24 protein-coding genes are annotated in these 22,531 nt (G+C 73.1%); 9 read left to right on the top strand and 15 right to left on the bottom strand.

What is annotated here, in order from left to right; all coding sequences use genetic code 11:
- Complete coding sequence (locus OIE51_RS08030; RefSeq protein WP_326596514.1) at positions 1 to 669, bottom strand: response regulator transcription factor; 669 nt, start codon at positions 667 to 669, stop codon at positions 1 to 3.
- Entirely contained in the window at positions 666 to 1,868 is a 1,203-nt protein-coding gene (locus tag OIE51_RS08025; protein ID WP_326596513.1) for a sensor histidine kinase, read from the bottom strand. The genes OIE51_RS08030 and OIE51_RS08025 overlap by 4 nt, the downstream gene beginning before the upstream one ends.
- Positions 1,869 to 2,035: 167 nt before the next feature.
- On the opposite strand from OIE51_RS08025, the gene OIE51_RS08020 reads away from it, so the two are divergent.
- The gene (locus tag OIE51_RS08020; protein WP_326600540.1) at positions 2,036 to 2,593 is read left to right on the top strand and encodes a hypothetical protein; all 558 of its coding nucleotides are present in this window, start codon (positions 2,036 to 2,038) and stop codon (positions 2,591 to 2,593) included.
- 27 nt (positions 2,594 to 2,620) lie between these two features.
- Here the strand turns inward: OIE51_RS08020 and OIE51_RS08015 are convergent, their stop codons facing one another.
- From OIE51_RS08015 to OIE51_RS07995, 5 genes are all read right to left on the bottom strand, one after another.
- Positions 2,621 to 2,953, bottom strand: a complete 333-nt coding sequence (locus tag OIE51_RS08015) for a DUF3140 domain-containing protein (RefSeq protein ID WP_326596511.1) — start codon at positions 2,951 to 2,953, stop codon at positions 2,621 to 2,623.
- A complete protein-coding gene (locus OIE51_RS08010) occupies positions 2,950 to 3,180 on the bottom strand; it encodes a DUF2945 domain-containing protein (protein ID WP_326596509.1) in 231 nt (76 codons plus the stop codon). Before OIE51_RS08010 ends, OIE51_RS08015 begins: the two co-directional genes overlap by 4 nt.
- An 81-nt stretch (positions 3,181 to 3,261) precedes the next feature.
- On the bottom strand, positions 3,262 to 3,834 hold the full coding sequence (locus OIE51_RS08005) for a cob(I)yrinic acid a,c-diamide adenosyltransferase (RefSeq protein ID WP_326596507.1): 573 nt from the start codon (positions 3,832 to 3,834) through the stop codon (positions 3,262 to 3,264).
- Positions 3,835 to 3,857: 23 nt separating this feature from the next.
- Positions 3,858 to 4,613 carry an ABC transporter permease gene (locus OIE51_RS08000; RefSeq protein ID WP_326596506.1) on the bottom strand — a complete coding sequence of 252 codons (756 nt, stop codon included), beginning with the start codon at positions 4,611 to 4,613 and terminating at the stop codon, positions 3,858 to 3,860.
- Positions 4,614 to 4,645: 32 nt separating this feature from the next.
- Positions 4,646 to 5,431, bottom strand: a complete 786-nt coding sequence (locus OIE51_RS07995) for an ABC transporter ATP-binding protein (protein WP_326596505.1) — start codon at positions 5,429 to 5,431, stop codon at positions 4,646 to 4,648.
- An 80-nt stretch (positions 5,432 to 5,511) separates the two neighbouring features.
- Between OIE51_RS07995 and OIE51_RS07990 the strand changes: the two genes are divergently transcribed.
- The 4 genes from OIE51_RS07990 to OIE51_RS07975 all read left to right on the top strand — a co-directional run bounded on the left by OIE51_RS07990 (position 5,512) and on the right by OIE51_RS07975 (position 10,051).
- Entirely contained in the window at positions 5,512 to 6,150 is a 639-nt protein-coding gene (locus OIE51_RS07990) for a TetR/AcrR family transcriptional regulator (protein ID WP_326596503.1), read from the top strand.
- Between the two features lie 199 nt (positions 6,151 to 6,349).
- Positions 6,350 to 7,198 carry a 3-hydroxyacyl-CoA dehydrogenase family protein gene (locus tag OIE51_RS07985; protein ID WP_326596502.1) on the top strand — a complete coding sequence of 283 codons (849 nt, stop codon included), beginning with the start codon at positions 6,350 to 6,352 and terminating at the stop codon, positions 7,196 to 7,198.
- Positions 7,199 to 7,365: 167 nt separating this feature from the next.
- Positions 7,366 to 7,659 carry an STAS domain-containing protein gene (locus OIE51_RS07980; RefSeq protein ID WP_326596500.1) on the top strand — a complete coding sequence of 98 codons (294 nt, stop codon included), beginning with the start codon at positions 7,366 to 7,368 and terminating at the stop codon, positions 7,657 to 7,659.
- 115 nt (positions 7,660 to 7,774) lie between these two features.
- Entirely contained in the window at positions 7,775 to 10,051 is a 2,277-nt protein-coding gene (locus tag OIE51_RS07975) for an ATP-binding protein (RefSeq protein ID WP_326596499.1), read from the top strand.
- A gap of 9 nt (positions 10,052 to 10,060) precedes the next feature.
- On the opposite strand, the gene nucS is transcribed toward OIE51_RS07975, so the two are convergent.
- Together nucS and OIE51_RS07965 are read right to left on the bottom strand one after the other, a co-directional pair.
- On the bottom strand, positions 10,061 to 10,732 hold the full coding sequence (nucS, locus tag OIE51_RS07970; protein WP_326596498.1) for an endonuclease NucS: 672 nt from the start codon (positions 10,730 to 10,732) through the stop codon (positions 10,061 to 10,063).
- Between the two features lie 32 nt (positions 10,733 to 10,764).
- Positions 10,765 to 12,168 carry a cation:dicarboxylate symporter family transporter gene (locus OIE51_RS07965; protein WP_326596497.1) on the bottom strand — a complete coding sequence of 468 codons (1,404 nt, stop codon included), beginning with the start codon at positions 12,166 to 12,168 and terminating at the stop codon, positions 10,765 to 10,767.
- Positions 12,169 to 12,479: 311 nt separating this feature from the next.
- Here OIE51_RS07965 and OIE51_RS07960 point away from each other — a divergent pair, with 311 nt between their 5' ends.
- From OIE51_RS07960 to OIE51_RS07950, 3 genes are all read left to right on the top strand, one after another.
- A complete protein-coding gene (locus OIE51_RS07960) occupies positions 12,480 to 14,096 on the top strand; it encodes a sensor histidine kinase (RefSeq protein WP_326596496.1) in 1,617 nt (538 codons plus the stop codon).
- Positions 14,093 to 14,797 (top strand): response regulator, encoded by a 705-nt coding sequence (locus tag OIE51_RS07955; protein WP_326596495.1) that lies wholly within the window; start codon positions 14,093 to 14,095, stop codon positions 14,795 to 14,797. Before OIE51_RS07960 ends, OIE51_RS07955 begins: the two co-directional genes overlap by 4 nt.
- A 248-nt stretch (positions 14,798 to 15,045) precedes the next feature.
- Positions 15,046 to 15,438 carry an SCO5389 family protein gene (locus OIE51_RS07950; protein WP_326596494.1) on the top strand — a complete coding sequence of 131 codons (393 nt, stop codon included), beginning with the start codon at positions 15,046 to 15,048 and terminating at the stop codon, positions 15,436 to 15,438.
- Here the strand turns inward: OIE51_RS07950 and OIE51_RS07945 are convergent.
- Positions 15,407 to 16,534, bottom strand: a complete 1,128-nt coding sequence (locus OIE51_RS07945; protein WP_326596493.1) for an LLM class flavin-dependent oxidoreductase — start codon at positions 16,532 to 16,534, stop codon at positions 15,407 to 15,409. The two genes, OIE51_RS07950 and OIE51_RS07945, sit on opposite strands and share 32 nt — an antisense overlap.
- Positions 16,535 to 16,738: 204 nt before the next feature.
- Between OIE51_RS07945 and OIE51_RS07940 the strand changes: the two genes are divergently transcribed.
- Positions 16,739 to 17,056: an ATP/GTP-binding protein gene (locus OIE51_RS07940; RefSeq protein WP_326596492.1), complete on the top strand. Its 318-nt coding sequence runs from the start codon at positions 16,739 to 16,741 to the stop codon at positions 17,054 to 17,056.
- A gap of 100 nt (positions 17,057 to 17,156) precedes the next feature.
- Here OIE51_RS07940 and OIE51_RS07935 read toward each other — a convergent pair whose 3' ends face one another.
- From OIE51_RS07935 to OIE51_RS07915, 5 genes are all read right to left on the bottom strand, one after another.
- Positions 17,157 to 18,074 (bottom strand): ABC transporter permease, encoded by a 918-nt coding sequence (locus tag OIE51_RS07935; RefSeq protein ID WP_326596491.1) that lies wholly within the window; start codon positions 18,072 to 18,074, stop codon positions 17,157 to 17,159.
- Positions 18,071 to 19,510 carry an ABC transporter ATP-binding protein gene (locus OIE51_RS07930; protein WP_326596490.1) on the bottom strand — a complete coding sequence of 480 codons (1,440 nt, stop codon included), beginning with the start codon at positions 19,508 to 19,510 and terminating at the stop codon, positions 18,071 to 18,073. The genes OIE51_RS07935 and OIE51_RS07930 overlap by 4 nt, the downstream gene beginning before the upstream one ends.
- A gap of 78 nt (positions 19,511 to 19,588) precedes the next feature.
- On the bottom strand, positions 19,589 to 20,353 hold the full coding sequence (locus tag OIE51_RS07925; protein WP_326596489.1) for an ABC transporter permease: 765 nt from the start codon (positions 20,351 to 20,353) through the stop codon (positions 19,589 to 19,591).
- 3 nt (positions 20,354 to 20,356) lie between these two features.
- The gene (locus OIE51_RS07920) at positions 20,357 to 21,274 is read right to left on the bottom strand and encodes an ABC transporter ATP-binding protein (RefSeq protein WP_326596488.1); all 918 of its coding nucleotides are present in this window, start codon (positions 21,272 to 21,274) and stop codon (positions 20,357 to 20,359) included.
- A gap of 109 nt (positions 21,275 to 21,383) precedes the next feature.
- Positions 21,384 to 22,331 carry a cellulose-binding protein gene (locus tag OIE51_RS07915; RefSeq protein WP_326596487.1) on the bottom strand — a complete coding sequence of 316 codons (948 nt, stop codon included), beginning with the start codon at positions 22,329 to 22,331 and terminating at the stop codon, positions 21,384 to 21,386.
- Between the last annotated feature and the right edge of the window lie 200 nt (positions 22,332 to 22,531).

The following is a 22,531-nucleotide window of genomic DNA, read 5'->3' as shown; positions in this document are numbered from 1 at the left end:
CTACCGGGACGGGCCGCCGTCGCGCTCCAACCGCTGGGCGAGGACGGCGGCTTGGACGCGGCTGCGGAGGCCGAGCTTGCCCAGGACGCGGCTGACGTGCGTCTTCACAGTGGCCTCGGCCATGCGTAGCCGCTCGGCGATTTCCGCGTTCGACAGGCCCTCGCCGATATGGGTGAGCACCTCGCGCTCGCGCGGGGTGAGCGTGCCGAGCGTGCTCGCGTCCGGCTGCGGCGGGCGTGGTCCCGGGGTGCGGCGCGCGAACTCGGCGATCAGGCGGCGAGTGACGGCCGGGGCGATCAGGCCGTCGCCCGCCGCCACCGTGCGGACGGCCGAGACGAGGGCCGCCGCGTCGCTGTCCTTGAGCAGGAAGCCGCTCGCTCCGGCCCGGAGCGCCCCGAAGACATACTCGTCGAAGTCGAACGTGGTGAGGATCAGCACCTCAGCCAGGCCCTCGGTGGTGATCACGCGCGTCGCCGAGACGCCGTCCAGGCGCGGCATCTGAATGTCCATCAGCACCAGATCCGGTCGCGACTCGCGGGCCACCCGGACCGCCTGCTCGCCGTCGGCCGCCTCCCCGACCACCTCAACGCCGGGGGCTGCCCGCAGGATCAGCACCAGACCCTGCCGGACCGATGCCTGGTCCTCGGCGACGACCACCCGGATGGTCATATGGTCAACGTCCTTTCCGCGAGAGGGAGATCGGCCCGGACCCGCCAGACGGGCACGCCGTCCGCCCCCGTGCCGGGGCCGGCCGAGAAACCGCCGTCCAGCAGCTCGACGCGCTCGCGCATGCCGATCAGTCCGGCACCGAAGCCGGGCGCGCGGGAGGGCGTCCGGTCGTGGAACGGGCTGGTGACGGTGACGGTCAGCACCCCGGCGTCCTGCCGCAGGATCACCGTGACCTCGCCGGGCGCGGCGTGCTTCACCGCGTTCGCCAGGGATTCCTGGACGATGCGGTATGCCGCCAGCTCGACGGGGGCCGACAGGGCGGCGCCGGGCGGGCGCTCGTCGCGGCCCGTGAACCGCAGGCGGCCCGCCGCGCCGTCGCGGGCGGCCCGGCACAGGAGGGCGTCGAGGCCCGCCGGGCCGGCCAGGGTGGGCGTCGCCTCGACGGCGCTGCCGCCACCCGCCTCCCGCAACAGGCCGATGAGGCGGCGCATCTCGGTCAGGCCCTGGGTGCTGTTCTCCCTGATGACCGTCAGCGCCTCGCGGGCGGCGACCGGCTCGTCGACGGCGAGCGCGGCGGTGGAGTGGATGGCTATGGCGGACAGGTGGTTGGCCACCCGGTCGTGCAACTCGCGGGCCATCCGGGAGCGCTCGGCTGCGACCGCCTGGACGCGGTCCATCTCGGCCAGCAACGCGGTCTGCTCGGCGCGCAGCCGCTCGGCCGCCGCGGTCGCGCGGTGGTCGCGGATGATCACCCCGGTCCAGGCGGGAGCCGCGGTGATCCCCGCGCACAGGGCGCCGAGCACCAGGCCCTCGCCGTCGCGCAGCCAGGCGACGGCGGCGAGGGTGGCCGTGACGCTGAAGACCCCGCTGCCCAGGACCACGGCCCGGGAGAACCGGGGGCGGCCGTAGACGACCGCCGCGTACACCAGGTCGGTGAACATGATCACGACGGCGAGCAGGCCGCCGGTGAGCGTGTCGGCGACGAGGGCGGCGACCGCCAGGGCCAGCGCCGGGGCGGGCGCGGTGCGGCGCAGCAGCTCGGCGCCGCACATCGCCAGCAGCCCCGCCAGGACGGCGGGGCCGTGCGGGCGGTCGGGCAGGACGGTGTAGAGGCCGAGGGCGATGGACACCAGCCCGCCGGCCAGTCCGGCCGTGGCGATCCACACGTCGTGACGGTGCGGGCGGGGCGGGCTGTGCATGGCTCCATGAGAGCACGCGGGGGCCGGACGGCGGGACCGTCGAACGGTGTACATCGAACGGTGCAGGTGGGACGGCGGGAATCAGCACGCGAGCTGACGACCGGGCCCGGCCGGGCGGGGAGTCTGGGAGTGCGGTGCAGCCCGACCGGAAGGAGACCGCCTTGCTCGTGACTCTGATCGCCGCCGCCGAAGTGGGCTTCTGGCTTTTGCTGGTGGCCGGCCTCGCGGCCAGGTATCCCCTGCGCATGCCCCGGCTCGGCGGCGCGCTGCTGCTGTGCGTGCCGCTGATCGACGTGCTGCTGCTGGCCGCCGCCGCCGTGGATCTGCGCCGGGGCGAGGAGCCGTCGGCCGCGCACGGTCTGGCGGCCCTGTATCTCGGCTTCACCGTGGCGTATGGGCATTATGTGATCGGCTGGGCCGACCGCCACGCGGCCCACCGCTGGGCCGGCGGGCCGCGCCCCGAGAAGCCGCCGCGCTTCGGCACGGCCCGGGCATCGCACGAGTGGCGAATATGGCGCATGACGCTGGTCGCGGTGGTGATCGCACTCGCGGTGCTTCAGGCGATGATCTGGGCGATCGACGACGCGGGGCGGACGGAGCCGCTGCGCGGTTGGCAGTTCACGGCGCTGCGCGTGCTCGGCATCCATGGGCTGATCGCGCTGAGCTACATGGTCTGGCCCCGCCGGGAGACCCGGCCGCGCGATGCGGCCGGGCACCGCCGCTGAGCCGTTCGCGGCGGGCGGCGCGCGGGGTCAGCGGAGGGGATCGTGGCCCCAGTTCATGAGGGAGTGGCGCCAGCGGGTGTCGCGGACGTCGCCCTTGGGGCGTTGCGCGGTGTGGCGGCTGACGTAGCCGACGACCTTGCGCATGTGGGCGACATCGTCGTCCGACAGGTCGGCCTTCCTGGTGCGCTGGAGCCGCACGATCCGGCGGCCCGAGGCGTGGCCGGTGCTCTCGCCACCACCCTTGTGCTGGCCGGCGGCGCGCGACGGCTCGGTCCGCAGCCACCGCTCCAGCTCGGCCGGCGGCAGGTTGACCGCCCGGGCGAACGCCTTGATCGTCTCATCGCGGTCGCGGGGGCTCATGATCCGTCGCCCTTCCGCTTCCGCAGCGCGTCCGCCTTGTGGACCGCTCTGCCGCCCGACTTCTCGCTCTGCACCTCGTACTGGGGGGCGTCGGGGGACGCGGCGACGGTCCGGCCGGCCGCCCGTGTCCGCTTGTCGATCCTGCGCTTCACCGTGCCCTCGGCGGTGCTGCCGTGGCTCTTCCAGGAGACCCGGTCGCCCTCGTGGAGCTCGGGATCCTTAGCCATGACTGTGCCCCTTTCCTGGGATTTCGTCCGTTTCCGGTACGGGACGGGTTCCCCGGGGCACGGGCGGCGATTCCTCCGGGCTCAGCGATTCTCGCCGGGCACCCACAGCACGTCGCCGATCTCCTTGTTCGCCGTCCTGGCCAGGATGAACAGGAGGTCGGAGAGCCGGTTGAGATAGGTGGCGGTGAGCTGGTTCATCGTCTCGCCGTGGACCTCCAGCGCGGCCCAGGTGGACCGCTCGGCCCGGCGGACCACCGTGCACGCCTGGTGGAGCAGGGCCGCGCCGGGGGTGCCGCCGGGGAGGATGAAGCTGCGCAGCTTCTCCAAGTCCGCCAGGAAGCGGTCGCAGTCGGCTTCGAGTCGGTCGATGTAGCTCTGCTCGACCCGCAGCGGCGGGTACGGGGGGCTCTCGACGACCGGGGTGGCGAGGTCTGCCCCGACGTCGAACAGGTCGTTCTGGATCCGCACGAGCACGGGCTTGACGTCCTCGGGCAGCTGCCCGAGGGCCAACGCCGTGCCGATGACGGCGTTGGCCTCGTTCGTGTCGGCGTAGGCGGCGATCCGCAGGTCCGTCTTGGCCGTGCGGCTCATGTCGCCCAGGGCGGTGGTGCCGGAGTCTCCGGTACGGGTGTAGATCCGCGTGAGGTTGACCATGCGGGGAGCGTACCGCGCGGCTCTCAGGCGCCCGCCTTGCGGAAGAGCTGCGTACCAAGGCTCAGGGACACGGCGGTGAACGCGAGGGTGACCACCGCGCCCAGCGCGAGCGAGCCGTCGCCGTAGTCGCCGACGAACGCCGCCCGCACGCCCTCCACCAGGTACCGGAAGGGCACGAAGTGGGAGATGACGTCGAGCCAGGCCGGCGCCAAGGCCATGGGGAGGAGGATGCCGGAAAGCAGCATCGCGGGCAGGTTGATGGAGTTGATCACCGGGGCGAACTCCTGGATGGTGTTCACCCGCATCGCGAAGGCATAGGACAGCGAGGCCAGGGATATGGCCAGCGCGGCGACGAAGACGAAGCCGATCGCGACGCCCAGCACCGGCGCGCGGAGGCCGAACGCCACGCCCGCCGTCACCAGGATCAGCGACTGGACGAGCAGCAGGGTCGCGTCCCGCAGGACCCGGCCCAGCAGCAGGGCGAGGCGGCTGACCGGGGTCACCCGCATCCGCTCGACGACGCCGAGCTGCTTCTCGACGATGATGCCGAAGCCGGCGAACGCGGCGCTGAACAGGCCGAGTTGGACCAGGAGGCCGGGGACCAGCGTCTGCCAGGAGTCGCCGTCGCCGCCCAGCGGCACGTCCTCCAGGAGCGGGCCGAAGAAGGCGAGGAACAGCATCGGCTGGAGCAGCCCGAAGACGAGGCTGATCCGGGAGCGCAGGGTCTGCCGCAGATAGCGGTCATAGATGAGGGCGGTGTCGGACAGCACGGTGGACATGACGGGGGCGATCCCTTGGCGTTGTCGGGCGGTCACAGGGCGACCGGGGTCAGGTCGTCCTTCTTCGGGCCGCGGCCCGTGATGGCGATGAAGGTGTCCTGGAGGGTGGCGTCGGGCGAGCCGCCGTGGCGGGCCTTCAGCTCCTTCGGGGTGCCCTCGGCCACGACGCGGCCGCCGTCGACGATGATCAGCCGGTCGGCGAGGGCGTCGGCCTCGTCCAGGTAGTGCGTGGTGAGGAACACGGTGGTGCCGTGCTCGGCCCTCACCCGGCGGATCAGGTCCCACAGGTCGGCGCGGCTGCCCGGGTCCAGGCCCGTGGTGGGCTCGTCCAGGAAGACGATCTCGGGCCGGTGGGTGAGCGCCATCGCGATGTCCAGCCGGCGCTTCTGGCCGCCGGAGAGCTCGGAGCACTTGCGCTCCAGCAGCTCGGTCAGGTCCAGATCGACGGCGAGCGCCTCGGTGCGGGCGGCGGCCTCGGTCTTGGACAGTCGGTACAGGCGGCCCTGGAGTGTCAGCTCGTTCCGCACCGTCTCGTTCGGGTCGACACCGCTGGACTGGGCCACATATCCGATGCGCTGCCGGACCCGGTCGGGCTCGCGGGCCAGGTCGTGCCCGGCCACGGTGGCCGTGCCGCGGGTGGGGGGCAGGAGCGTGGTCAGCATGCGCAGGCTGGTGCTCTTCCCCGCTCCGTTGGGTCCGAGGAAGCCGAGGATCTCGCCGGGCTCGACGGTCATGTCGATGCCGCGCACAGCCTCCACCGTGCCGCGCTTGGTCTCGAAGGTGCGGGCGAGGTCGTGTGTCGTGAGGATCGGAGCCATGTCCTCAGAAAACCAGACCACTTGCAAATTTGCAACGCCACCAAGTTTTCAGGTTAGTCAAGAATCGCTACCATGGCGGCATGGCCGGGCTCAGAGAACGCAAGAAGCAGCAGACGAGACAGCACATCTCCGATGTGGCGACCGGGCTGTTCCTGGAGCGCGGCTTCGACGCGGTGACGGTCGCGGAGGTGGCGGAGGCGGCCGACGTCTCCGTCAACACCGTCTACAACTACTTCCCGGCCAAGGAGGACCTCTTTCTCGACCGGGGCGCCGAAGCCGTCGACCGCCCCTCCCGTCGCGTCCGCGAGCGCGAGCCCGGCGAGTCCGCGGCCGAGGCGCTGCTGCGCGGCCTGCGCGACGACATCGTCAACCGGCGCGAGTGGATGGGCCTCACCGAGGGATATTTCCGCTTCATGCGCATCGCTTTCGGCTCCCCGGCGCTGATGGCCCGGCTCATGCGGATGCAGCACGAGACGACGGAGCGGCTCGCCCAGACGCTCCGCACTGAGGCCGGCGCTCCCGCCGGCGACCACACGCCCGCCCTGATCGCGGTTCAGCTCATGGCGTTCCATGGCGACCTCTACCGCACGGCGGGCGCCTGCGCGATGGCCCGGCGCCCCGTCGACGCCACCGCGGGAATGATGCTGGAGAGGCTGGAGGTGGCCGAGTCGCTGATGAGCGAGCGGGTGCGCGGCTACGCGCGCCGCCCCCGCGCCTGACCTCCCGCGCCTGACCTCCCGCGCCTGACGCCCCGCGCCTGACCTCCCGCGCCTGACGCCCCGCGCACGCCGTCCCGCGCCTGACCCCCGCGCACGCCGTCCCGCGCGCCGTGACGCGCGTCTCTTCTCCCCCCACGGACGCCCAACGGTCGCTAGGGTCTGGGGTTCCCGGCTCGTCATGCATCGAGGGAGATCACACGTGGCCAGGAAGCTCGCCGTCGTCGGAGCCGGACTCATGGGGTCCGGCATCGCCCAGGTCGCCGCTCAGGCGGGCTGGGACGTCGTCCTGCGGGACGTCACCGAGGACGCCCTCGCCCGTGGCGTGCGCGGCATCGAGTCCTCGGTCGCCAAGTTCGCCGCCAAGGGCCGGCTGACGGAGGCCGACGCGGAGGCGACCCTCGCCCGGATCAGCACCACCACGGACCTCGGGGCCGCCGGCGACGCCGACGTCGTGATCGAGGCGGTGTTCGAGGACGTCGAGGTCAAGCAGGAGCTGTTCCGCACCCTCGACGGGCTGGTGAAGGACAGCACCGTGCTGGCCTCCAACACCTCGGCCATCCCCATCACCAAGCTCGCCGCCGTCACCTCGGCCCCCGAGCGCGTGGTAGGGACCCACTTCTTCTCGCCGGTGCCGATGATGGCGCTGTGCGAGCTCGTCCGCGGTCACAAGACCAGCGACGCGACGCTCGCCACCGCGCGGGAGTTCGCCGAGTCCACCGGTAAGACCTGCGTCGTCGTCAACCGCGACGTCGCGGGCTTCGTCACCACGCGCCTGATCTCGGCGCTGGTGGTGGAGGCGATCAAGCTCTACGAGTCGGGCGTGGCCAGCGCCGAGGACATCGACACGGCCTGCCGGCTGGGCTTCGGGCACGCCATGGGCCCACTGGCCACCGCCGACCTCACCGGCCTCGACATCATCCGGAACGCCACCGAGAACATCTACGCGGAGTCCCGCGACAAGAAGTTCGCGGCCCCGGAGCTGCTCCGGCGCATGGTGGACGCCGGGGACATCGGCAGGAAGAGCGGACAGGGCTTCTATCAGCACTGAGGCCCCATCAGCAGGGAGTCTCCGCCGTTGCCGCACCCACAAGGCTTAAGGATCACTCTTGCGGGTGATTTCGGTATCGGTTAGAGCGCGCACGGCAACTCAGCGGCCCCTCGGGCCGTCAGGTTGAGCAGTCGTTGACAATCGTTCCAGGGGAGCGGGAGCGCATCATGCACATCACGGGCGACCACGCCAGGCTGGTCGTCGGCGGGCGCCTGGACGTGCGCAGTGCGGCGGACGCGAAGACGGCGCTGCACCGCGCCGTCGACTCCGGCCAGGGAGATCTCGTCCTCGACCTCAAGCACCTCGACTCGTGGGACGCCACGGGCCTCGGAGTCATCATGGGCGCGCACCGCCGGGCCGGCCGGTGCGGTCGGCGGCTGGTGCTACGGGACGTGCCGCCGCAGATGCAGCGGGTGCTGGTCGCCACGAGGCTGCACCGCATCCTCACGATTACCCCTTAACGGGCGGGCATTTCTTGCGTATCGTGCGGCCCCCGGCCGTCGTGCGCGTGAAAGGCGGCGGTAGCGTTCGCACCAGCAGCCGGTTCCGCCGCACCGCACCCGAGAGACATCGACCATGGACCAGAATCACTCCGCATCCGAGGGGGAGCAGCCCGGCGCACCGAAGGGCGCCCAGGCGGGTCCCGCGCGGGCCGTCGAGTTGGTCGCCGGGGACTTCCTGCTCACCGTCAATCCCGTCGACGGCAGCGAGATCGAGTCCTGTCCGCCCGGACGCCGTCCGATCACCCCGCGCCGCGCGCCCGCCTCCGCGAGCGAGGCCGGGTCCGGGCAGGACGACGAGACACCGCTCCTGGAGCGCGACGAGATACGGCACCGGCTCGGCCGGCTGCTGGCCCACGGCCGTTCCGTCCGCATCGCCGGTGCCCCCGGCACCGGCCGCACGGCGCTCCTCGACGCCGTCGCCCGGGACTGCGCCGGGCTCGCCCCGCTCGGGGTCATACGCCTCGACGGCTACCGGCGCTCCCCGAAGGACCTGCTGCACGAGCTGTACGCCGCCGCGCACCACATCCCCGCGTACCGCCCCGGCCCGACCGAACTCGCCGCCGCCCTGCGGGAGATCGGCGCCGTGGTCATCATCGACGACATCGAGTTCGGCGGCGCGGGGCTCGATGAGATCCTCGACGCCACCCCCGAGTGCGCGCTCCTGGTGGCCGGCCTCCCCGGCCTGCCCGCCGCGACCGGCGCCGCCCGCGTCGAGGAGCTTCTCCTCCCCGGCCTCAGCCGCACCGCCGCCCTGGAGCTGCTGGAATTCCGCATCGGCCGCCCCCTCGACCAGGCCGAGACCGACTGGGCGGCCGACCTGTGGTTCGACACCGAGGGCCTGCCGCAACGTTTCGTCCAGGCCGCCGCGGCCTTCCACCGCCGCGGCGGCCCGGAGGTCCCGCTCCCCGACTCGGTCACGCTCACCGTGACCCTCGCCGCCGCGCTGTCCGAGGCGGCCCGCGAGGTCCTGCGGCTCGCCACCGCGCTCGGGGGCGACATGCCCGAGGCGGCCCGCCTGCCCTCGCTCACCGGGGAGCCGCAGGCCGCCGAGGCGTACACGGAGCTGCTGGAATCCGGCCTGCTGACGGGGCTCGGCGGGCGCCACCGGCTGGCCTCGGGCGTGGTCGCGGACCTGCTCGCGGCCGGTTACGGGGAGGGCTCGGCCGACCGCACGCTCAGCGCCGCCTGGCGTTACACATGGTGGCTGTCCGAGGCGAGCGTCACTCCGGCGGCGGTCGCGGCCGAGGCCGAGGTGCTGCTCGCCGTCCTGCGGGCGGCGCACCGTGCCGGACACGTCACCGCCGTCGCCACACTCGCCCGCGCGGCGGCCCCCATGCTGGCCGGCACACCGCGCTGGGGGATGTGGGAACGGGTCCTCCGCGGCGGCCAGGAGGCGGCGCGGACCGCCGGAGAGGTCGCCCAGGAGGCGTACTTCCACCACGAGCTGGGCGTGCTCGCCATCTGCGAGGGCCGCCTCGACCGCGCCCGCGCCGAGCTGGAGGCGGCCGCGGCCCTGCGCGCCGCCGTCGCCGACGCGGCCGGCGCGGTGGCGGGCCGCCGGGCGCTCGCCCTCGTCGCGGACCTGACCGGCCCGCGCGCCCTGCCGCCCGGCGGGACCGCGCGGACCCAGCCCCTCGCCCTCCCGGCGGGGGCCCTGGCCACCCCGGCGGGCGCGGCTCCCGGGCCGGTGCCGGGGTCGGATGACCTCACACAGGTGATCCTCCGGCCGCCGACGGGCGCGGACGAGGACGAGCCGGAGGCCGCGCCGGGCATGCGCCGGGGCGCGGTCGCGGCGGCGGGCGGTCTGCTGCTCGCCGTGCTCGGCACGGTCGTGGCACTCGGCCTCAGCTCGGGCCAGGACAACGCCCCGGAGAACGTCCAGCACCGCGACCCGGCGGTCACCGACCCCGACGTCCCCCTCACCGAGCACACCGGCACCCCGTCCGCATCCCCGGCGAACCGTTCCCCGAAGCCGTCGGACAGCCCGTCCGGGACAGAGACTCCCGCGGAGTCGGCCACCTCACGGGACCCGTATGTGCCCACCGACCCGGACCCGACCACTCCGGACCCGACGGGGGAGGAGGACGGGGCCGCCGGCGGCCAGGGCAGCGGCGGCGCGTCGAACGGCGACGGCGACTCCGACCCGACCGGAACGCCCACGGAGCCGGAAGAACCGACGGACCCGCCCACCGAGACCGAAGAGCCCACCGACCCGCCGACGGACCCGCCGACGCCGACCGAAGAACCGACGAACCCACCGACCGATCCTCCGACCGAGCAGGTGACCGGCGTGATTGGCGCGCCGCCCGTCACGCCGACCCCGGGTGGCGCGCGGGCGTCCGTCCTCTGAGTCCGGGCGTCAGAACAGGCGGAGCTTGTCGTCGTCGATGCCGCGCAGGGCCTCGTAGTCGAGCGTCACGCACCGGATGCCCCGGTCCGTGGCCAGAGTGCGAGCCTGGAGCTTGATCTCCTGGGCCGCGAACACGCCCTTCACGGGGGACAGCAGCGGATCGCGGTTGAGCAGCTCCAGATAGCGCGTGAGCTGCTCGACCCCGTCGATCTCGCCGCGCCGCTTGATCTCCACGGCGATGGTGCCGCCCCCGGCGTCGCGGCCCAGGATGTCCACCGGGCCGATCGCCGTGGGGTATTCGCGGCGGATCAGCGTGCAGCCCTCGCCCAGCGTGTCCATCCGGTCCGCCAGCAGCTCCTGGAGGTGGGCCTCCACGCCGTCCTTGATCAGCCCCGGGTCGACGCCCAGTTCGTGCGAGGAGTCGTGCAGTATCTCCGCCATCGTGATGATGAGCTTCTCGCCCGCCTTGTTCTCCACCGTCCACACCGGCGTTCCGTCCCCAGTGGCCTCCTTCAGCGTGCACGGCGGCGACATCCAGTTGAGCGGCTTGTAGGCCCGGTCGTCGGCGTGGATGGACACCGAGTTGTCCGCCTTGACGAGGATCAGCCGTGGTGCCAGGGGGAGATGGGCGGTGAGCCGGCCGGCGTAGTCGACCGAGCAGCGGGCGATGACGAGACGCATGGGCTCAGCCTAGAGGTCCGCCGGCCGGCCGATCACACCCCGACCGGCTCCCGGTCGGTCGCGGGCGTCTCGCCCCGGTCGCCGCCGTGGCCCTTGCCGTCGTCTCCGCCGTGGCCGTCGTCGATCAGCGTGGCCTCGTCGAACGGCAGGGCTCCGGTGAGGACTTCGCGCATCCGGCCCTTGTCGATCTCCTTGGTCCAGGTTCCGATCACGACGGTGGCCACCGCGTTGCCCGCGAAGTTGGTCAGCGCCCTGGCCTCGCTCATGAAGCGGTCGATGCCGACGATCAGCCCAACGCCGTCGAGGAGTTCGGGGCGGTGCGACTGGAGGCCGCCGGCCAGGGTGGCCATGCCCGCGCCGGTCACGCCGGCCGCGCCCTTGGAGGCGATGATCATGAAGCCGAGCAGCGAGATCTGCTCGCCGAGCGACAGCGGGTCGCCCATCGCCTCGGCGATGAACAGCGACGCCATGGTGAGGTAGATCGCGGTGCCGTCGAGGTTGAACGAGTAGCCCGTCGGCACGGTGATGCCGACGACCGGGCGGCTCACGCCCGCGTGCTCCATCTTCGCTATCAGGCGCGGCAGCGCCGACTCCGACGACGACGTCGACAGGATCAGCAGGAACTCACGGCCGAGGTAGCGCAGCAGGGTGAAGATGTTCACCCCGGCGACCACCCGCAGCACCAGTCCGAGGATGCCGAAGACGAAGATCAGACAGGTCGCGTAGAAGCCGAACATGATGACCGCCAGCGACCGCAGGGCGTCCGTGCCCGTCTCGCCGACCACCGCCGCGATCGCGCCGAACGCGCCGACCGGGGCCAGCCACATGATCATGGCCAGCACGCGGAACACCAGCCGCTGGATGGAGCCCACACCGCGCAGCACCGGCTCGCCGGCCGGGCCGAGGGCCTGCAGCGCGAAGCCCGCGAGCAGGGCGATCAGCAGGGTCTGGAGCACCTCGCCCTCGGTGAAGGCGGACACCATCGTGGTCGGGATGATCCCGAGCAGGAAGTCGACGGTCGACTCGCTCGCGCCCTCGGCCTGGGCCGCGCCCGCGTCCCGGGTCGCCTCCGTGAGGTGCAGTCCGGAGCCCGGCTCCAGGATGTTGCCGACGAGCAGGCCGATGGCGAGCGCGAAGGTCGACATCACGAGGAAGTAGCCCAGCGCGAGCCCGCCGACCGCGCCGACCTTGGCGGCCTTGCGGACGGAGCCGATGCCCAGCACGATCGTGCAGAAGATGACCGGCGAGATCATCATCTTGATCAGGTTGACGAACCCGGTGCCGAGCGGCTTCAGCTCGACGCCGGCGTCCGGCGCCGCCAGCCCCACCGCGATGCCGGCGACCACCGCCAGGATCACGGCGATGTACAGGTAGTGGGTGCGATCGCGTCTGCGGCCCGGGGGTTCGGTCGCGGTCGTGGTCACCGTCTCGGTCATAGCGGCGGCCTCCTCGTCTTCGTGGAGTGCGGAGTGGGACTGCGGGAACCGCGGGGACTGCGGGGACTGCGGGGATACCGCCGGGACCGCGGGGACCGCGGGGATACCGCCGGGACCGCGGGGACCGCGGGGACATGGAGCGTGGGGACTTGGAGCGTGGGAGATGTGCGTCGGCTCGACGTCTCCGCGACTATTCACCCGGGTGAGACGCCCGTCACGTTTCCGTTCATAGCGTTCGCGCTCACGCGACCTGCTCCTTTGTCGCCGACGACGGGTTTCGGCCATCGTCGCCGTGCGGGCACACTGACGGCATGCGACTGCCCCGCGCGCCCCGGCCGCGCAGTCTGGCCGGCCAGCTCTTCGCCATGCAGGTCGTGCTGGTCGCCGTCGTGGTGGCGCTGTGCGCGCTGTTCACCTACCTCGCCGACCGGGCGCAGGCGGAGGACGCCGCCCGCGACCTGGTGACCGCCACGGCCCGGGGCGTCGCGGGCGCGCCCTCGGTGCGGTCCGCCGCGCGCGCGGACGATCCGTCGGCGCTGCTCCAGCCGTACGCCGAGCAGGTCCGCCGGGACACCGGGATCACCTTCGTCACGATCATGGCCCCGTCCGGCATCCGGTGGACCCACCCCGACCCGGCGATGATCGGCGAGGAGTTCGTCGGCCACACCGCACCGGCGCTGGCGGGGCGGACCTTCACCGAGACCTACACCGGCACTCTCGGCCGCTCCGTTCGCGCCGTCACCCCGGTCCGCGACGAGGACGGCGAGATCGTGGCACTGGTCAGCGCCGGCCTCGCCGTCGAGGCGATCGGGGACCGGGTCGCCCAGCAGGTCACCGCCCTGTTCGCGGTGGCCGCCGGCGCGCTGGCTCTCGGCGGCCTCGGCACCTACGCCGTCAACGCCAGGCTGCGCCGCCACACCCACGGCATGAACCCCCAGGAGCTGAGCCGGCTGCACGACTACCACCAGGCCACCCTGCACGCGGTGCGCGAGGGACTGCTGCTGCTCGACGGTGACGGCCGGATCGGGCTCATCAACGACGCCGGCCGCGAGCTGCTCGGCGTCAGCGGCGACCAGGTCGGCCGGCACGCCGCCGATCTCGGCCTGACCGCGCCGCTGACCGAGACACTGCTGTCCGCCGAGCCCCGGGTGGACGAGGTGCACGTGACGGAGGACCGCATCGTCGTCGTCAACACGTCCCCGGTCTCCGGCGGCGAGCGGCACGGCACGGTGGTGACCCTGCGCGACCACACCGAGCTCCAGGCGCTGACCGGGGAGCTGGACTCGGTGCGCGGCTTCACCGAGGCGCTGCGCTCCCAGGCGCACGAGGCCGCAGGCCGGCTGCACGCCGTCGTCTCGCTCATCGAGCTGGGGCGGGCGCCGGAGGCCGTCGAGTTCGCCACGGCGGAGCTGGAGCTGGCGCAGGCGCTGACCGACCAGGTGGTGGGGGCGGTCGCCGAGCCCGTGCTGGCCGCGCTGCTGCTGGGCAAGGCGGCCCAGGCCAGCGAACGCGGCGTGGCGCTGACGCTCGCCGACGACAGCCGGATCGACGACGGCGTGCTGCCCGCCACGCTCCCGGCTCGCGACCTGGTGACGATCCTGGGCAACCTGATCGACAACGCCGTGGACGCCGCCCTGGACGGCGCGGACGCCAGGAGCCCGCAGGTCACCGTGACGGCCCACGTCGCCGAGGGCGAGCTGCTGCTGTCCGTGCGCGACACCGGCACCGGGCTCGACCCCGAGCGGACCGCCGACGCCTTCCGCCGGGGCTGGTCCACCAAGAGCGAGGGCCGTGGCCTCGGCCTCGCCCTCGTCGGCCAGTCCGTCCGGCGCAACGACGGCACCATCGGCATATCGCGCGCCCCGGGCGGCGGCGCCGAGTTCACCGTGCGGCTGCCGCTGCGCGCCGACGCGGCGGTGCCGATGTGACCGGGAGCCGCGACGCGGCGTCCGAGATCCGAGTCCTCGTGGTGGAGGACGACCCGCTCGCCGCCGAGGCCCACCGCCAGTACGTACAGCGCGTGCCCGGCTTCACGGTGTGCGGCACGGCCCGCACCGGCGCCCAGGCCCGGCGGGAGGTGGAACGCGCCCCCGTCGACCTCCTCCTGCTCGACCTCTACCTGCCCGATGGCCACGGCCTGCGGCTGGTCCGCGCGCTGCGCGCCGCCGGCCACGACACGGACGTGATCGCGGTGACCTCGGCGCGCGACCTGGCCGTGGTGCGGGAGGGCGTCTCGCTCGGCGTCGTGCAGTACGTGCTGAAGCCGTTCGCGTTCGCCACGCTGCGGGACCGGCTCGGCCGCTACGCCGAGTTCCGCGCGGCGGTGGGCGAGGCGGCCGGCCAGGAGGAGGTCGACCGGGCGCTGTCGGCCCTGCGGGCGCCCCGGCCCGCCGCGCTGCCCAAGGGCATGAGCGACAGCACGCTGGCCGCCGTGACGCGCGTGCTGCGCGCCGCCCCCGAGGAGGGGGTCACGGCGAGCGCGACGGCCGAGGCCGCGGGCGTCTCGCGGATCACCGCGCGCCGCTACCTGGAGCATCTGGTCGACGCGGGCCGGGCCGAACGCCGCCCGCGCTACGGGCATGTGGGCCGGCCCGAGCTGTGCTACCGCTGGCTCGCCGAGCACCGCTGACGCCCCGCCGGACGGGTCCGGCCGCCGTGCGGATGGGGCGGGAGCGGGCCAGCGATATAGGTGGGATTCGTGGGATTCGACAGTGGCCAGTTATGTGCTCAATCCACTGACATGCACGGGCCAGGCAGCCTACGGTTGAGCCGGGGGGCGTCGCCGTCGCAACGGTCCGTGGACAGGACGAACGCGCGCGGGGGGCTCCCTGGCCTGTCCGCAAGACCCCCTGGCCAGGGGTCGCGAGAGGAGAACCCATGTCGCTCGACGTCTCACCGGCCCTGCTGGAGCAGGCCGAGCGAGGCGAGGTCGATGAAGCCGAATTCATCGACTGCGTCCGGAATTCCCTGCCCTTCGCCTGGAACATGATCAGCACGCTGGTCGCCCGGCTCCAGGTCGACGGCGGCGAATTCGCCGACAACACCACGCCCCCACCGGACGAACAGGCGCGCGGTCAGCTGCTGCGCGCCCTGGCCAGCGACGCCATCCGGGGCGCGCTGGAGCGACACTTCGGAGTGAAGCTCGCCTTCCAGAACTGCCACCGGGTGGCGGTCTTCCCCCTCGGAGCCGAGTCCGCGTCGTCCCTGACCAGGTTCACGTCCATACGTGGCCAGATCCTCAACCAGTCGCCGGAGCTGCGGGACTGCTGACGGTCGCACGAGCTTCGGCCACCGCCGTCGTTCCCCGTGCTGCCGCCCCCCTCGGCTCCGCGTGAACCGGGAGGAGCGGCAGCACGTCGCCGGCCAGCCGGCGCACGTTCAGCTCCGTCGTCACGGTGTCGCCGGAGCCCTCCACCAGCAGGGCGAAACGGGTGATGCCGGTGCGCTCCGCGGTCGCCGCCAGCCGGTCCGCGCACAGCTGCGGCGGACCCACCGGATGCAGCTCGCACAGCAGCTCCGTGTACGCGAGGGCGTCGCGCATCCGGCGCGCCCGCCCGTCCACCGTCCGGTGCGCGGCCAGCCCCTGCCGCAGCCAGCCGGGCAGCGCCCGGCGCAGCGTCTCGACGGCCTCCGTCTGGCTGTCGGAGACCTGGGCCACGCCGACCGACACATGGTCGGCGGCGGCGATGGTGTCGCCGTCCACCCCGGCCTCGCCCGCCGCCGCGCGCCATAACGCCACCATGTGCGCCTTCTCCTCGTCGCCGATGTGCATACCCAGCAGCATCGGCAGCCCGTGCCGCGCGGCCTCCCGTACCGTGCCCGGGGAGGTGCAGGCGACCAGCACCGGCGGCCCGTCGGCGGCCCGGGGCACGACCGCCACCTCGCGGAAGCGGTAGCGGTCCCCGTCCGCGCCGACGCTCGCCTCGCCCAGCCAGCGCAGCAGCAGGTCCAGCGCCTCGGGGAACCCCTTCTCCAGCGCCTCGACCCCGCCGCCGAAGACCTCCAGGTCGATCCACGGGCCGCCGCGCCCGACGCCCAGCGAGAACCGGCCCCCGGAGGCGATGTGCAGCAGCGCCGCCTGCTCGCCCAGCGACACCGGGTGCGTGGTCGTCAGCACGCTGATCGCCGTGCCGATCCGGATCCGCCGGGTCCTGCCCAGCAGCAGGGCCGCCAGGGTGGCCGCCGACGGACAGACCCCGTAGGGCACGAAGTGGTGCTCCGCCAGCCATACGGAGTCGAGCCCCGCCTCGTCGGCGGCCACCGCCGAGCGCACCGTCCGGTGCAGCGCCTCCGCGTCGCTCTGCCCCGGGAACCGGCCGGCCAGTGCGAATGTCCCGATCCGTAACGTCTTCGTCGTCGTTGTCATCGCCGTCGCCCTCTCGCCCATGCGTTCATCCACACGCATCACGCTTCCCCCATGCGCCCTAACGCATGACACGTGCCATGGGCACGGGCCCCGGGCAGTTTTTTGATGATGGTCAGTCAGGATCCTGGGGCGTCCGTGACGCGTAGACTCGTGAACCGGCCGCACTGACCCTGTCGGCCTGCCGAACGACTTCGAGGGGTTCCCGTGTCTCCGCGTCGCAACCGTCCGCACGGCGGTCAGCAGCCCCATCACGCCGACGGCCCGCGCGAGTGGGGCCTGGAGGTCGCGGAGGAGTGGCGCGGCGAGGAGTGGGTCGTGCGCCGGATCGCGGGCGCCGCCGCGGCCAAGCACTACCGCTGCCCGGGGTGCGATCAGGAGATCCCGCCCCGGGTGCCGCACGTGGTGGCCTGGCCCCGGCTCGGCGCCGTCGACGACCGCCGCCACTGGCACCGGGCGTGCTGGGACGCCCGCGACCGCCGGGGGGCCAGGGTCCAGCGGTCGCGGAACGCGCCCCGTTACTGAGCGGCTGTTACTGAGCGGCCGTTGCCGAGTGGCCGCTGGCAGTGGCCGCTGGCAGTGGCCGCTGGCAGTGATCCGGCGGCGGCCGGATCACCGTCCGGTGTCAGGCGTCCGTGGTGGTCAGCCGCACATAGGCGCCGACCAGGGCGGCCACGGTCACGGCGGCCAGCAGCCCGAGCAGTGGCCAGCCGGTGGCGCTGTCGTCGCCCTCCATCGGGATACGGTAGAGCGAGGCCAGGCCGTTCAGCGGTGAGTACTCGATCAGCTTCTCGCGCGTCGACGCAAGGCTCTCGCCGACCATGAACAGCGCGGTCAGCAGCGGCAGCAGCACGATGCCGAGCATGGTGGTGATGGCCCCGGCCGAGTGCCGCAGCAGCCCGCCGACGGCCAGCCCGAGCAGCCCGAGCAGCGAGACGTAGAGCGCGGCCCCGACGGTCGCCCCCAGCCAGTGGCCGCCGGTCGCCACCAACTCGCCGTGCTCGATGGAGTCCTCCATGAACGGGTCGTCGGCGGCGTAGGAGGGGAGGATCTGGTCGCCGAGCATGGACGAGTGGATCAGCCCGGTCAGCGCGCAGGCGATGAGCGTCATGGTGAAGGCGAGCAGGAAGAACACCAGCGCCTTCGCGAGCAGCACCCGGCCGCGCTGCGGGCAGGCGGTGAAGGTGGTGCGCATCATGCCGGTGCCGTACTCCGAGGAGATCACCAGGACGCCGAGGGTGATGACGCAGATCTGTCCGAACATCAGCCCGAAGAAGCCGCCCGCCAGGAGCGGCATGCCCACGTACTCCTCGCCGCTGAGCGCGCCCGCGTAGAGCAGACCGACGCCGACGGTGAGCAGGAACATGATGATGAGCGTCCAGACGGTGGAACGGACCGTCCGGATCTTGGTCCACTCCGACGCGATGGCGTGCCCGAGGTGGGTGGCCCGGACGGGAATGGGCGAGGCGTACCCCGGCGCGACGCCCTGCGCGGGCGGCGTGAACGGCGGTGCCTGCGGCGGAACGAGAGGCTGCGTGGTCATCGGACGTCCTCGGAGGTGGCACTGCCGCCCGGCGCGGTGCCCTGGGCGGGCGGCGCCGGCGGAGCGGACGGTGGGGCGGCGGGCATGGCGCGGAGCTGGACGGTGCCGGCACCCTGCGCGGGCGGCGCGGCCGGAGCGATCGGGAAGTCCGCCTCCTCCTGCGGCGCGGCGTCCTGGCTGGGCGGCGTCGACCGCGCGGGCATCGCCTGGAGCCGCATCGTGCCGGGCGCGGCCTGCGGGACGGGGGCCGGTGCCTGGGCCTGGGCCTGGGCGGGGGGCATCGCCTGGAGCCGCATGGTGCCGGGCGCGGCCTGCGGGACGGGGGCCGGTGCCTGGGCGGGGGGCATCGCCTGGAGCCGCATGGTGCCGGGCGCGGCGGGCGCGGCCTGCGCCTGCGGCGGGACCTGGGCCACCGCCGGGGCCGCGACCGGCGCCGGCGCGGCGTAGCCCGCCGCGGTGGGGTGGGGCAGGGGGTGATGGGGGGGCGCGGGGGCGTACTGGAGGCCCGCGCGCTGATCCGCCGTGGAACGGAAATCCACCGCGCCCTGCGTCATCCGCATGTACGCCTCCTCCAGCGACGCCTGATGCGGGGAGAGCTCCCACAGCCGTGCCCCCGCCTCGTGGGCGAGGTCGCTGATCCGGGGGAGCTCCAGGCCGATGACCTTCAGCGCGCCGTCCTGCTCCGGGGTGACGTGGCCGCCCGCCCCGCTCAGGGCGCGGACGAGCGCCTCGTGCTGCTCCCGCTCGCCGTCCGGGACGCGGACCCGCGCGTAGCCCGTGGAGTTCTGCTGGATGAAGTCCTGCACCGGCATGTCGGCCATCAGCTGCCCGCGCCCGATCACGATCAGGTGATCCGCCGTCTGTGCCATCTCGCTCATCAGGTGGCTGGAGACGAACACCGTCCGCCCCTCCGCGGCCAGCCGCCGCATCAGGTGGCGGACCCAGAGGATGCCCTCCGGGTCGAGCCCGTTCACCGGCTCGTCGAACAGCAGCACCTGCGGGTCGCCGAGCAGCGCCGCCGCGATGCCGAGCCGCTGGCCCATGCCGAGCGAGAAGCCCTTGGACCGCTTCCGCGCCACGTCCTGGAGCCCCACCACGCCCAGCACCTCGTCGACCCGCCGGGCCGGGATGCCGGAGAGCTGCGCCAGGCACAGCAGGTGGGCCCGCGCGCTGCGCCCGCCGTGCTTGGCGTTCGCGTCCAGCAGGGCGCCGACCTGGCGCGGCGCGTTCGGGAGCTGCCGGTAGGGATAGCCGCCGATGGTGACGCCGCCGCCGGTCGGCTCGTCCAGGCCGAGGATCATCCGCATGGTGGTGCTCTTGCCCGCGCCGTTCGGGCCGAGAAAACCCGTCACCTTGCCCGGCCGCACCTGGAACGTCAGGTTGTACACGGCCGTCTTCGAGCCGTAGCTCTTCGTCAGGCCGACTGCCTCGATCATCCTGCCTGCCTCACCCGCCCCAGCGGATCTCGTCCCCATGAAGGACTATGACCATATCGGCTGACTGGGTGGCGGGTGCTACGCGTCCCGTTTCCTGAGCACCAGATAGCCGGCGAGCTGCGCCGCCACGATCCACCCGAGCATGATCGCCAGTCCGCCCCACGGTCCGTACGGCTGCTCGCCGTCGTCCACCACCCGCATGATGCGCGAGCCGGCCTGGTCGGGCAGGTAGTCGCCGATCTTCTCGGTGGCGGACACGTTCGCCAGGATGCCGGAGATCAGGAAGAAGAAGGGGATCAGCACCCCGAAGGACAGCACCGGGCCGCGCAGCGCCCACGCCACGCCCATCGCGAAGAGCGCGATCAGCGCCAGGTAGAGGCCGGCGCCGAACACGGCCCGCAGCACGCCCGGTTCACCGAGGTCGGTGCGGTACCGGCCCAGCGCCGTCTGCCCCAGGAAGAACGTCAGGAAGCTGGTCGCCAGCCCGACCGGCAGCGCCGGCGCGGTGGCGACGGCGACCTTGGCGGACATCAGGACCCCACGCCGGGGGACGGCGGCGAGTGAGGCGCGGATCATCCCGGTGCCGTACTCGTTGGACACCACCAGGATGCCGTAGGCGATCATCGCGAGCTGCCCGAGCGTGATGCCCGCGAAGCTGGTGAGGGTCGGGTCGAACGTCAGCCGGTCCGCGCGGGAGAGGTCCTCGTAGGTGTTCCGGAACAGCAGGCTGATCAGCGTGCCGAACGTCGCCGTCACCACCAGGGCGGTGACCAGGGTCCACACCGTGGAGCGGACCGACCTGATCTTCGTCCACTCCGACAGCAGGACACGGCCGTTCGTCATGGCTCAGCCCGCCGCCCGCGCCCCGGCCTGGAACTCGACCGATTCGCGCGTCAGCCGCATGAACGCCTCCTCCAGCGACGCCTGGCACGGGCTCAGCTCGTGCAGCACGAGACCGTGCGCGGCGGCCAGCTCGCCGATCCGGGCGGCCCGTGAACCCTCGACCTCGATGGTGCCGTCGGCCCGCCGCTCGCCCGGCAGCCCGGCTCCGGCCAGCGCGTCGAGCATCCGCTCCGGCTCGGGGGTGCGGACGCGGACGAACGTGCGCGCGTGACCCTCGATGAACCGGGCCATGCTCGTGTCCGCCAGCAGCCTGCCCCGGCCGATGACGACCAGATGATCGGCCGTCAGCGCCATCTCGCTCATCAGGTGGCTGGAGACGAACACCGTCCGGCCCTCGCCCGCCAGGCGCCTCATCAGATTCCGGATCCAGTGGATGCCCTCGGGATCGAGCCCGTTGACCGGCTCGTCGAACATGAGGACGCGCGGATCCCCGAGCAGCGCGCTCGCCATGCCCAGCCGCTGGCCCATGCCCAGCGAGAAGCCCTTGGTCCGTTTGCGGGCCACCCCGGACAGGCCCACCAGCTCCAGCACCTCCCCGATGCGCCGCCGGGGGACGCCGTTGCTCTGCGCCAGGCACAGCAGATGGTGGTAGGCGGTGCGCCCCGGGTGGACCGCCCTGGCCTCCAGCAGCGCGCCGACGCGGGTCAGCGGGGCGGGGAGGTCGGCGTACCGCAGCCCGTCGACGCGCACGTCGCCGCTGGTCGGGCGGTCCAGGCCGAGGATCATGCGCATGGTGGTGGACTTGCCCGCGCCGTTCGGGCCGAGGAAGCCGGTGACCACGCCGGGGCGCACGGTGAACGTCAGCCCGTCCACGGCCGTCGTGGCGCCGTACCGCTTCGTCAGTCCCGCCAGCTCGATCACGGATTCGACGCTAGAACGGCGCGGGGGTCACCGCCCGGTGGAGGCGGCGACCCCGGCGCCGTTGGGGTGACGGGGGCGGCGCCGCCGCGCCGCACCGCGTCATGTCGCGTCAGCGGGACTGCTGCGCGGGCACACCCTTCGACAGACCCTCGTCCACGTCGTCGTCGCCCAGCGTGGCGGCGGCGACCTGCGCACCCGTGAGGGTGGCCAGCATCTCGCGCACGTTGGTGAGCTGGGCGTTGATGCTGTCGCGGCGGTTGGTCAGGGCGGCCAGCTCGCGCTCGGACTCGCTGCGGATGCGGTCGGCCTTGGCGTTGGCGTCGGCCACGATGTCCTCGGCCTGCCGCTGCGCGGTCTCGACGGTCTGGCGGGCGCGGCGCTCGGCGTCCGTGCGCAGCTTCTCCGCCTCCAGGCGGAGCTGCTCGGCGCGGTGCTCGATCTCCGCGAGGCGCTTCTCGGCCTTGGCCTGACGCGACGCCAGGTCGCGCTCGGACTGCTCGCGGCGCTTGGCCAGGTTCGTCTCGAAGTCGGCCGCGGCCTGGGCGGCCTTGGCGCGGGTGTCCTCGAAGAGCGCCTCGGCCTCCTCCCGCTTGGCCTGGGCGTCCTTGTCGGCCTCGGCGCGCGTCGCGGCGGCGTCTCCCTGCGCCTTCTCGACGATGCGCGAGCCGTCTTCCTCGGCCTTGGCCTTGCGCTCGGCGGCATACGCCTCGGCGTCGTTGCGCACCTGCTGCGCGGCGCCCTCGGCCAGCTCCCGGTGCTGCTCGGCGGCCCGCCGGGCCTCCTCGCGCAGGTCCTTCGCCTCTTCCTCGGCAAGGCGGAGGATCTTCTCGACCCGGGCCCCGAGGCCCGCGTACGACGGCTCGGCGTCGCTGATCTGGGCCTGGGCGTTCTGCGTTTCGAGGTGGAGCTCCTCGATCCGCTTCTCAAGGGAGGTGATACGGGCCAGGGCGCTGTCCCGGTCGGCGACGAGCTTCGCGATGCGGTCGTCAACCTGGCTGCGCTCGTAGCCGCGCCGCACGAGCTCGAAGCCGAAGGGGGAGGATTGTTCGCTGCTCATGAAGTTCCTGTCGATTCCAGACGGGTGAGTCGGTTGGTGATCTGGGGGGCCTGGGCGTTCAGCGCTTCGCGGTCGAGCTCCTAAGCCTTCGCTTCAGACGGGTCCATGCCCTCGGGAGCATCATCCTAGGGGGCGAACCAGCGTGTCTTCGAGCGGAACGCGTTTCTGTGTGGAGAATGTACGCTCCCTCCGCTCGGCGC

Origin of the sequence: Streptomyces sp. NBC_01803 (assembly GCF_035917415.1) — a bacterium.
Lineage (GTDB): Bacteria > Actinomycetota > Actinomycetes > Streptomycetales > Streptomycetaceae > Streptomyces.
This window is presented reverse-complemented; position numbering and strand designations above follow the sequence as displayed.

Bases quoted from the DNA above. Each gene is read 5' to 3' on its own strand.
- OIE51_RS07980 (WP_326596500.1), top strand. From the start codon at position 7,366: ATGCACATCACGGGCGACCACGCCAGGCTGGTCGTCGGCGGGCGCCTG.
- OIE51_RS07995 (WP_326596505.1), bottom strand. From the start codon at position 5,431: ATGGCTCCGATCCTCACGACACACGACCTCGCCCGCACCTTCGAGACC.
- OIE51_RS07975 (WP_326596499.1), top strand. From the start codon at position 7,775: ATGGACCAGAATCACTCCGCATCCGAGGGGGAGCAGCCCGGCGCACCG.
- OIE51_RS08030 (WP_326596514.1), bottom strand. From the start codon at position 669: ATGACCATCCGGGTGGTCGTCGCCGAGGACCAGGCATCGGTCCGGCAG.
- OIE51_RS07950 (WP_326596494.1), top strand. From the start codon at position 15,046: ATGTCGCTCGACGTCTCACCGGCCCTGCTGGAGCAGGCCGAGCGAGGC.
- OIE51_RS07945 (WP_326596493.1), bottom strand. From the start codon at position 16,534: ATGACAACGACGACGAAGACGTTACGGATCGGGACATTCGCACTGGCC.
- OIE51_RS08005 (WP_326596507.1), bottom strand. From the start codon at position 3,834: ATGGTCAACCTCACGCGGATCTACACCCGTACCGGAGACTCCGGCACC.
- OIE51_RS08000 (WP_326596506.1), bottom strand. From the start codon at position 4,613: ATGTCCACCGTGCTGTCCGACACCGCCCTCATCTATGACCGCTATCTG.
- OIE51_RS07965 (WP_326596497.1), bottom strand. From the start codon at position 12,168: ATGACCGAGACGGTGACCACGACCGCGACCGAACCCCCGGGCCGCAGA.
- OIE51_RS08010 (WP_326596509.1), bottom strand. From the start codon at position 3,180: ATGGCTAAGGATCCCGAGCTCCACGAGGGCGACCGGGTCTCCTGGAAG.
- OIE51_RS07930 (WP_326596490.1), bottom strand. From the start codon at position 19,510: ATGATCGAGGCAGTCGGCCTGACGAAGAGCTACGGCTCGAAGACGGCC.
- OIE51_RS08015 (WP_326596511.1), bottom strand. From the start codon at position 2,953: ATGAGCCCCCGCGACCGCGATGAGACGATCAAGGCGTTCGCCCGGGCG.
- OIE51_RS07990 (WP_326596503.1), top strand. From the start codon at position 5,512: ATGGCCGGGCTCAGAGAACGCAAGAAGCAGCAGACGAGACAGCACATC.
- OIE51_RS07960 (WP_326596496.1), top strand. From the start codon at position 12,480: ATGCGACTGCCCCGCGCGCCCCGGCCGCGCAGTCTGGCCGGCCAGCTC.
- OIE51_RS07915 (WP_326596487.1), bottom strand. From the start codon at position 22,331: ATGAGCAGCGAACAATCCTCCCCCTTCGGCTTCGAGCTCGTGCGGCGC.
- OIE51_RS08025 (WP_326596513.1), bottom strand. From the start codon at position 1,868: ATGCACAGCCCGCCCCGCCCGCACCGTCACGACGTGTGGATCGCCACG.
- OIE51_RS07935 (WP_326596491.1), bottom strand. From the start codon at position 18,074: ATGACCACGCAGCCTCTCGTTCCGCCGCAGGCACCGCCGTTCACGCCG.
- nucS (WP_326596498.1), bottom strand. From the start codon at position 10,732: ATGCGTCTCGTCATCGCCCGCTGCTCGGTCGACTACGCCGGCCGGCTC.
- OIE51_RS07925 (WP_326596489.1), bottom strand. From the start codon at position 20,353: ATGACGAACGGCCGTGTCCTGCTGTCGGAGTGGACGAAGATCAGGTCG.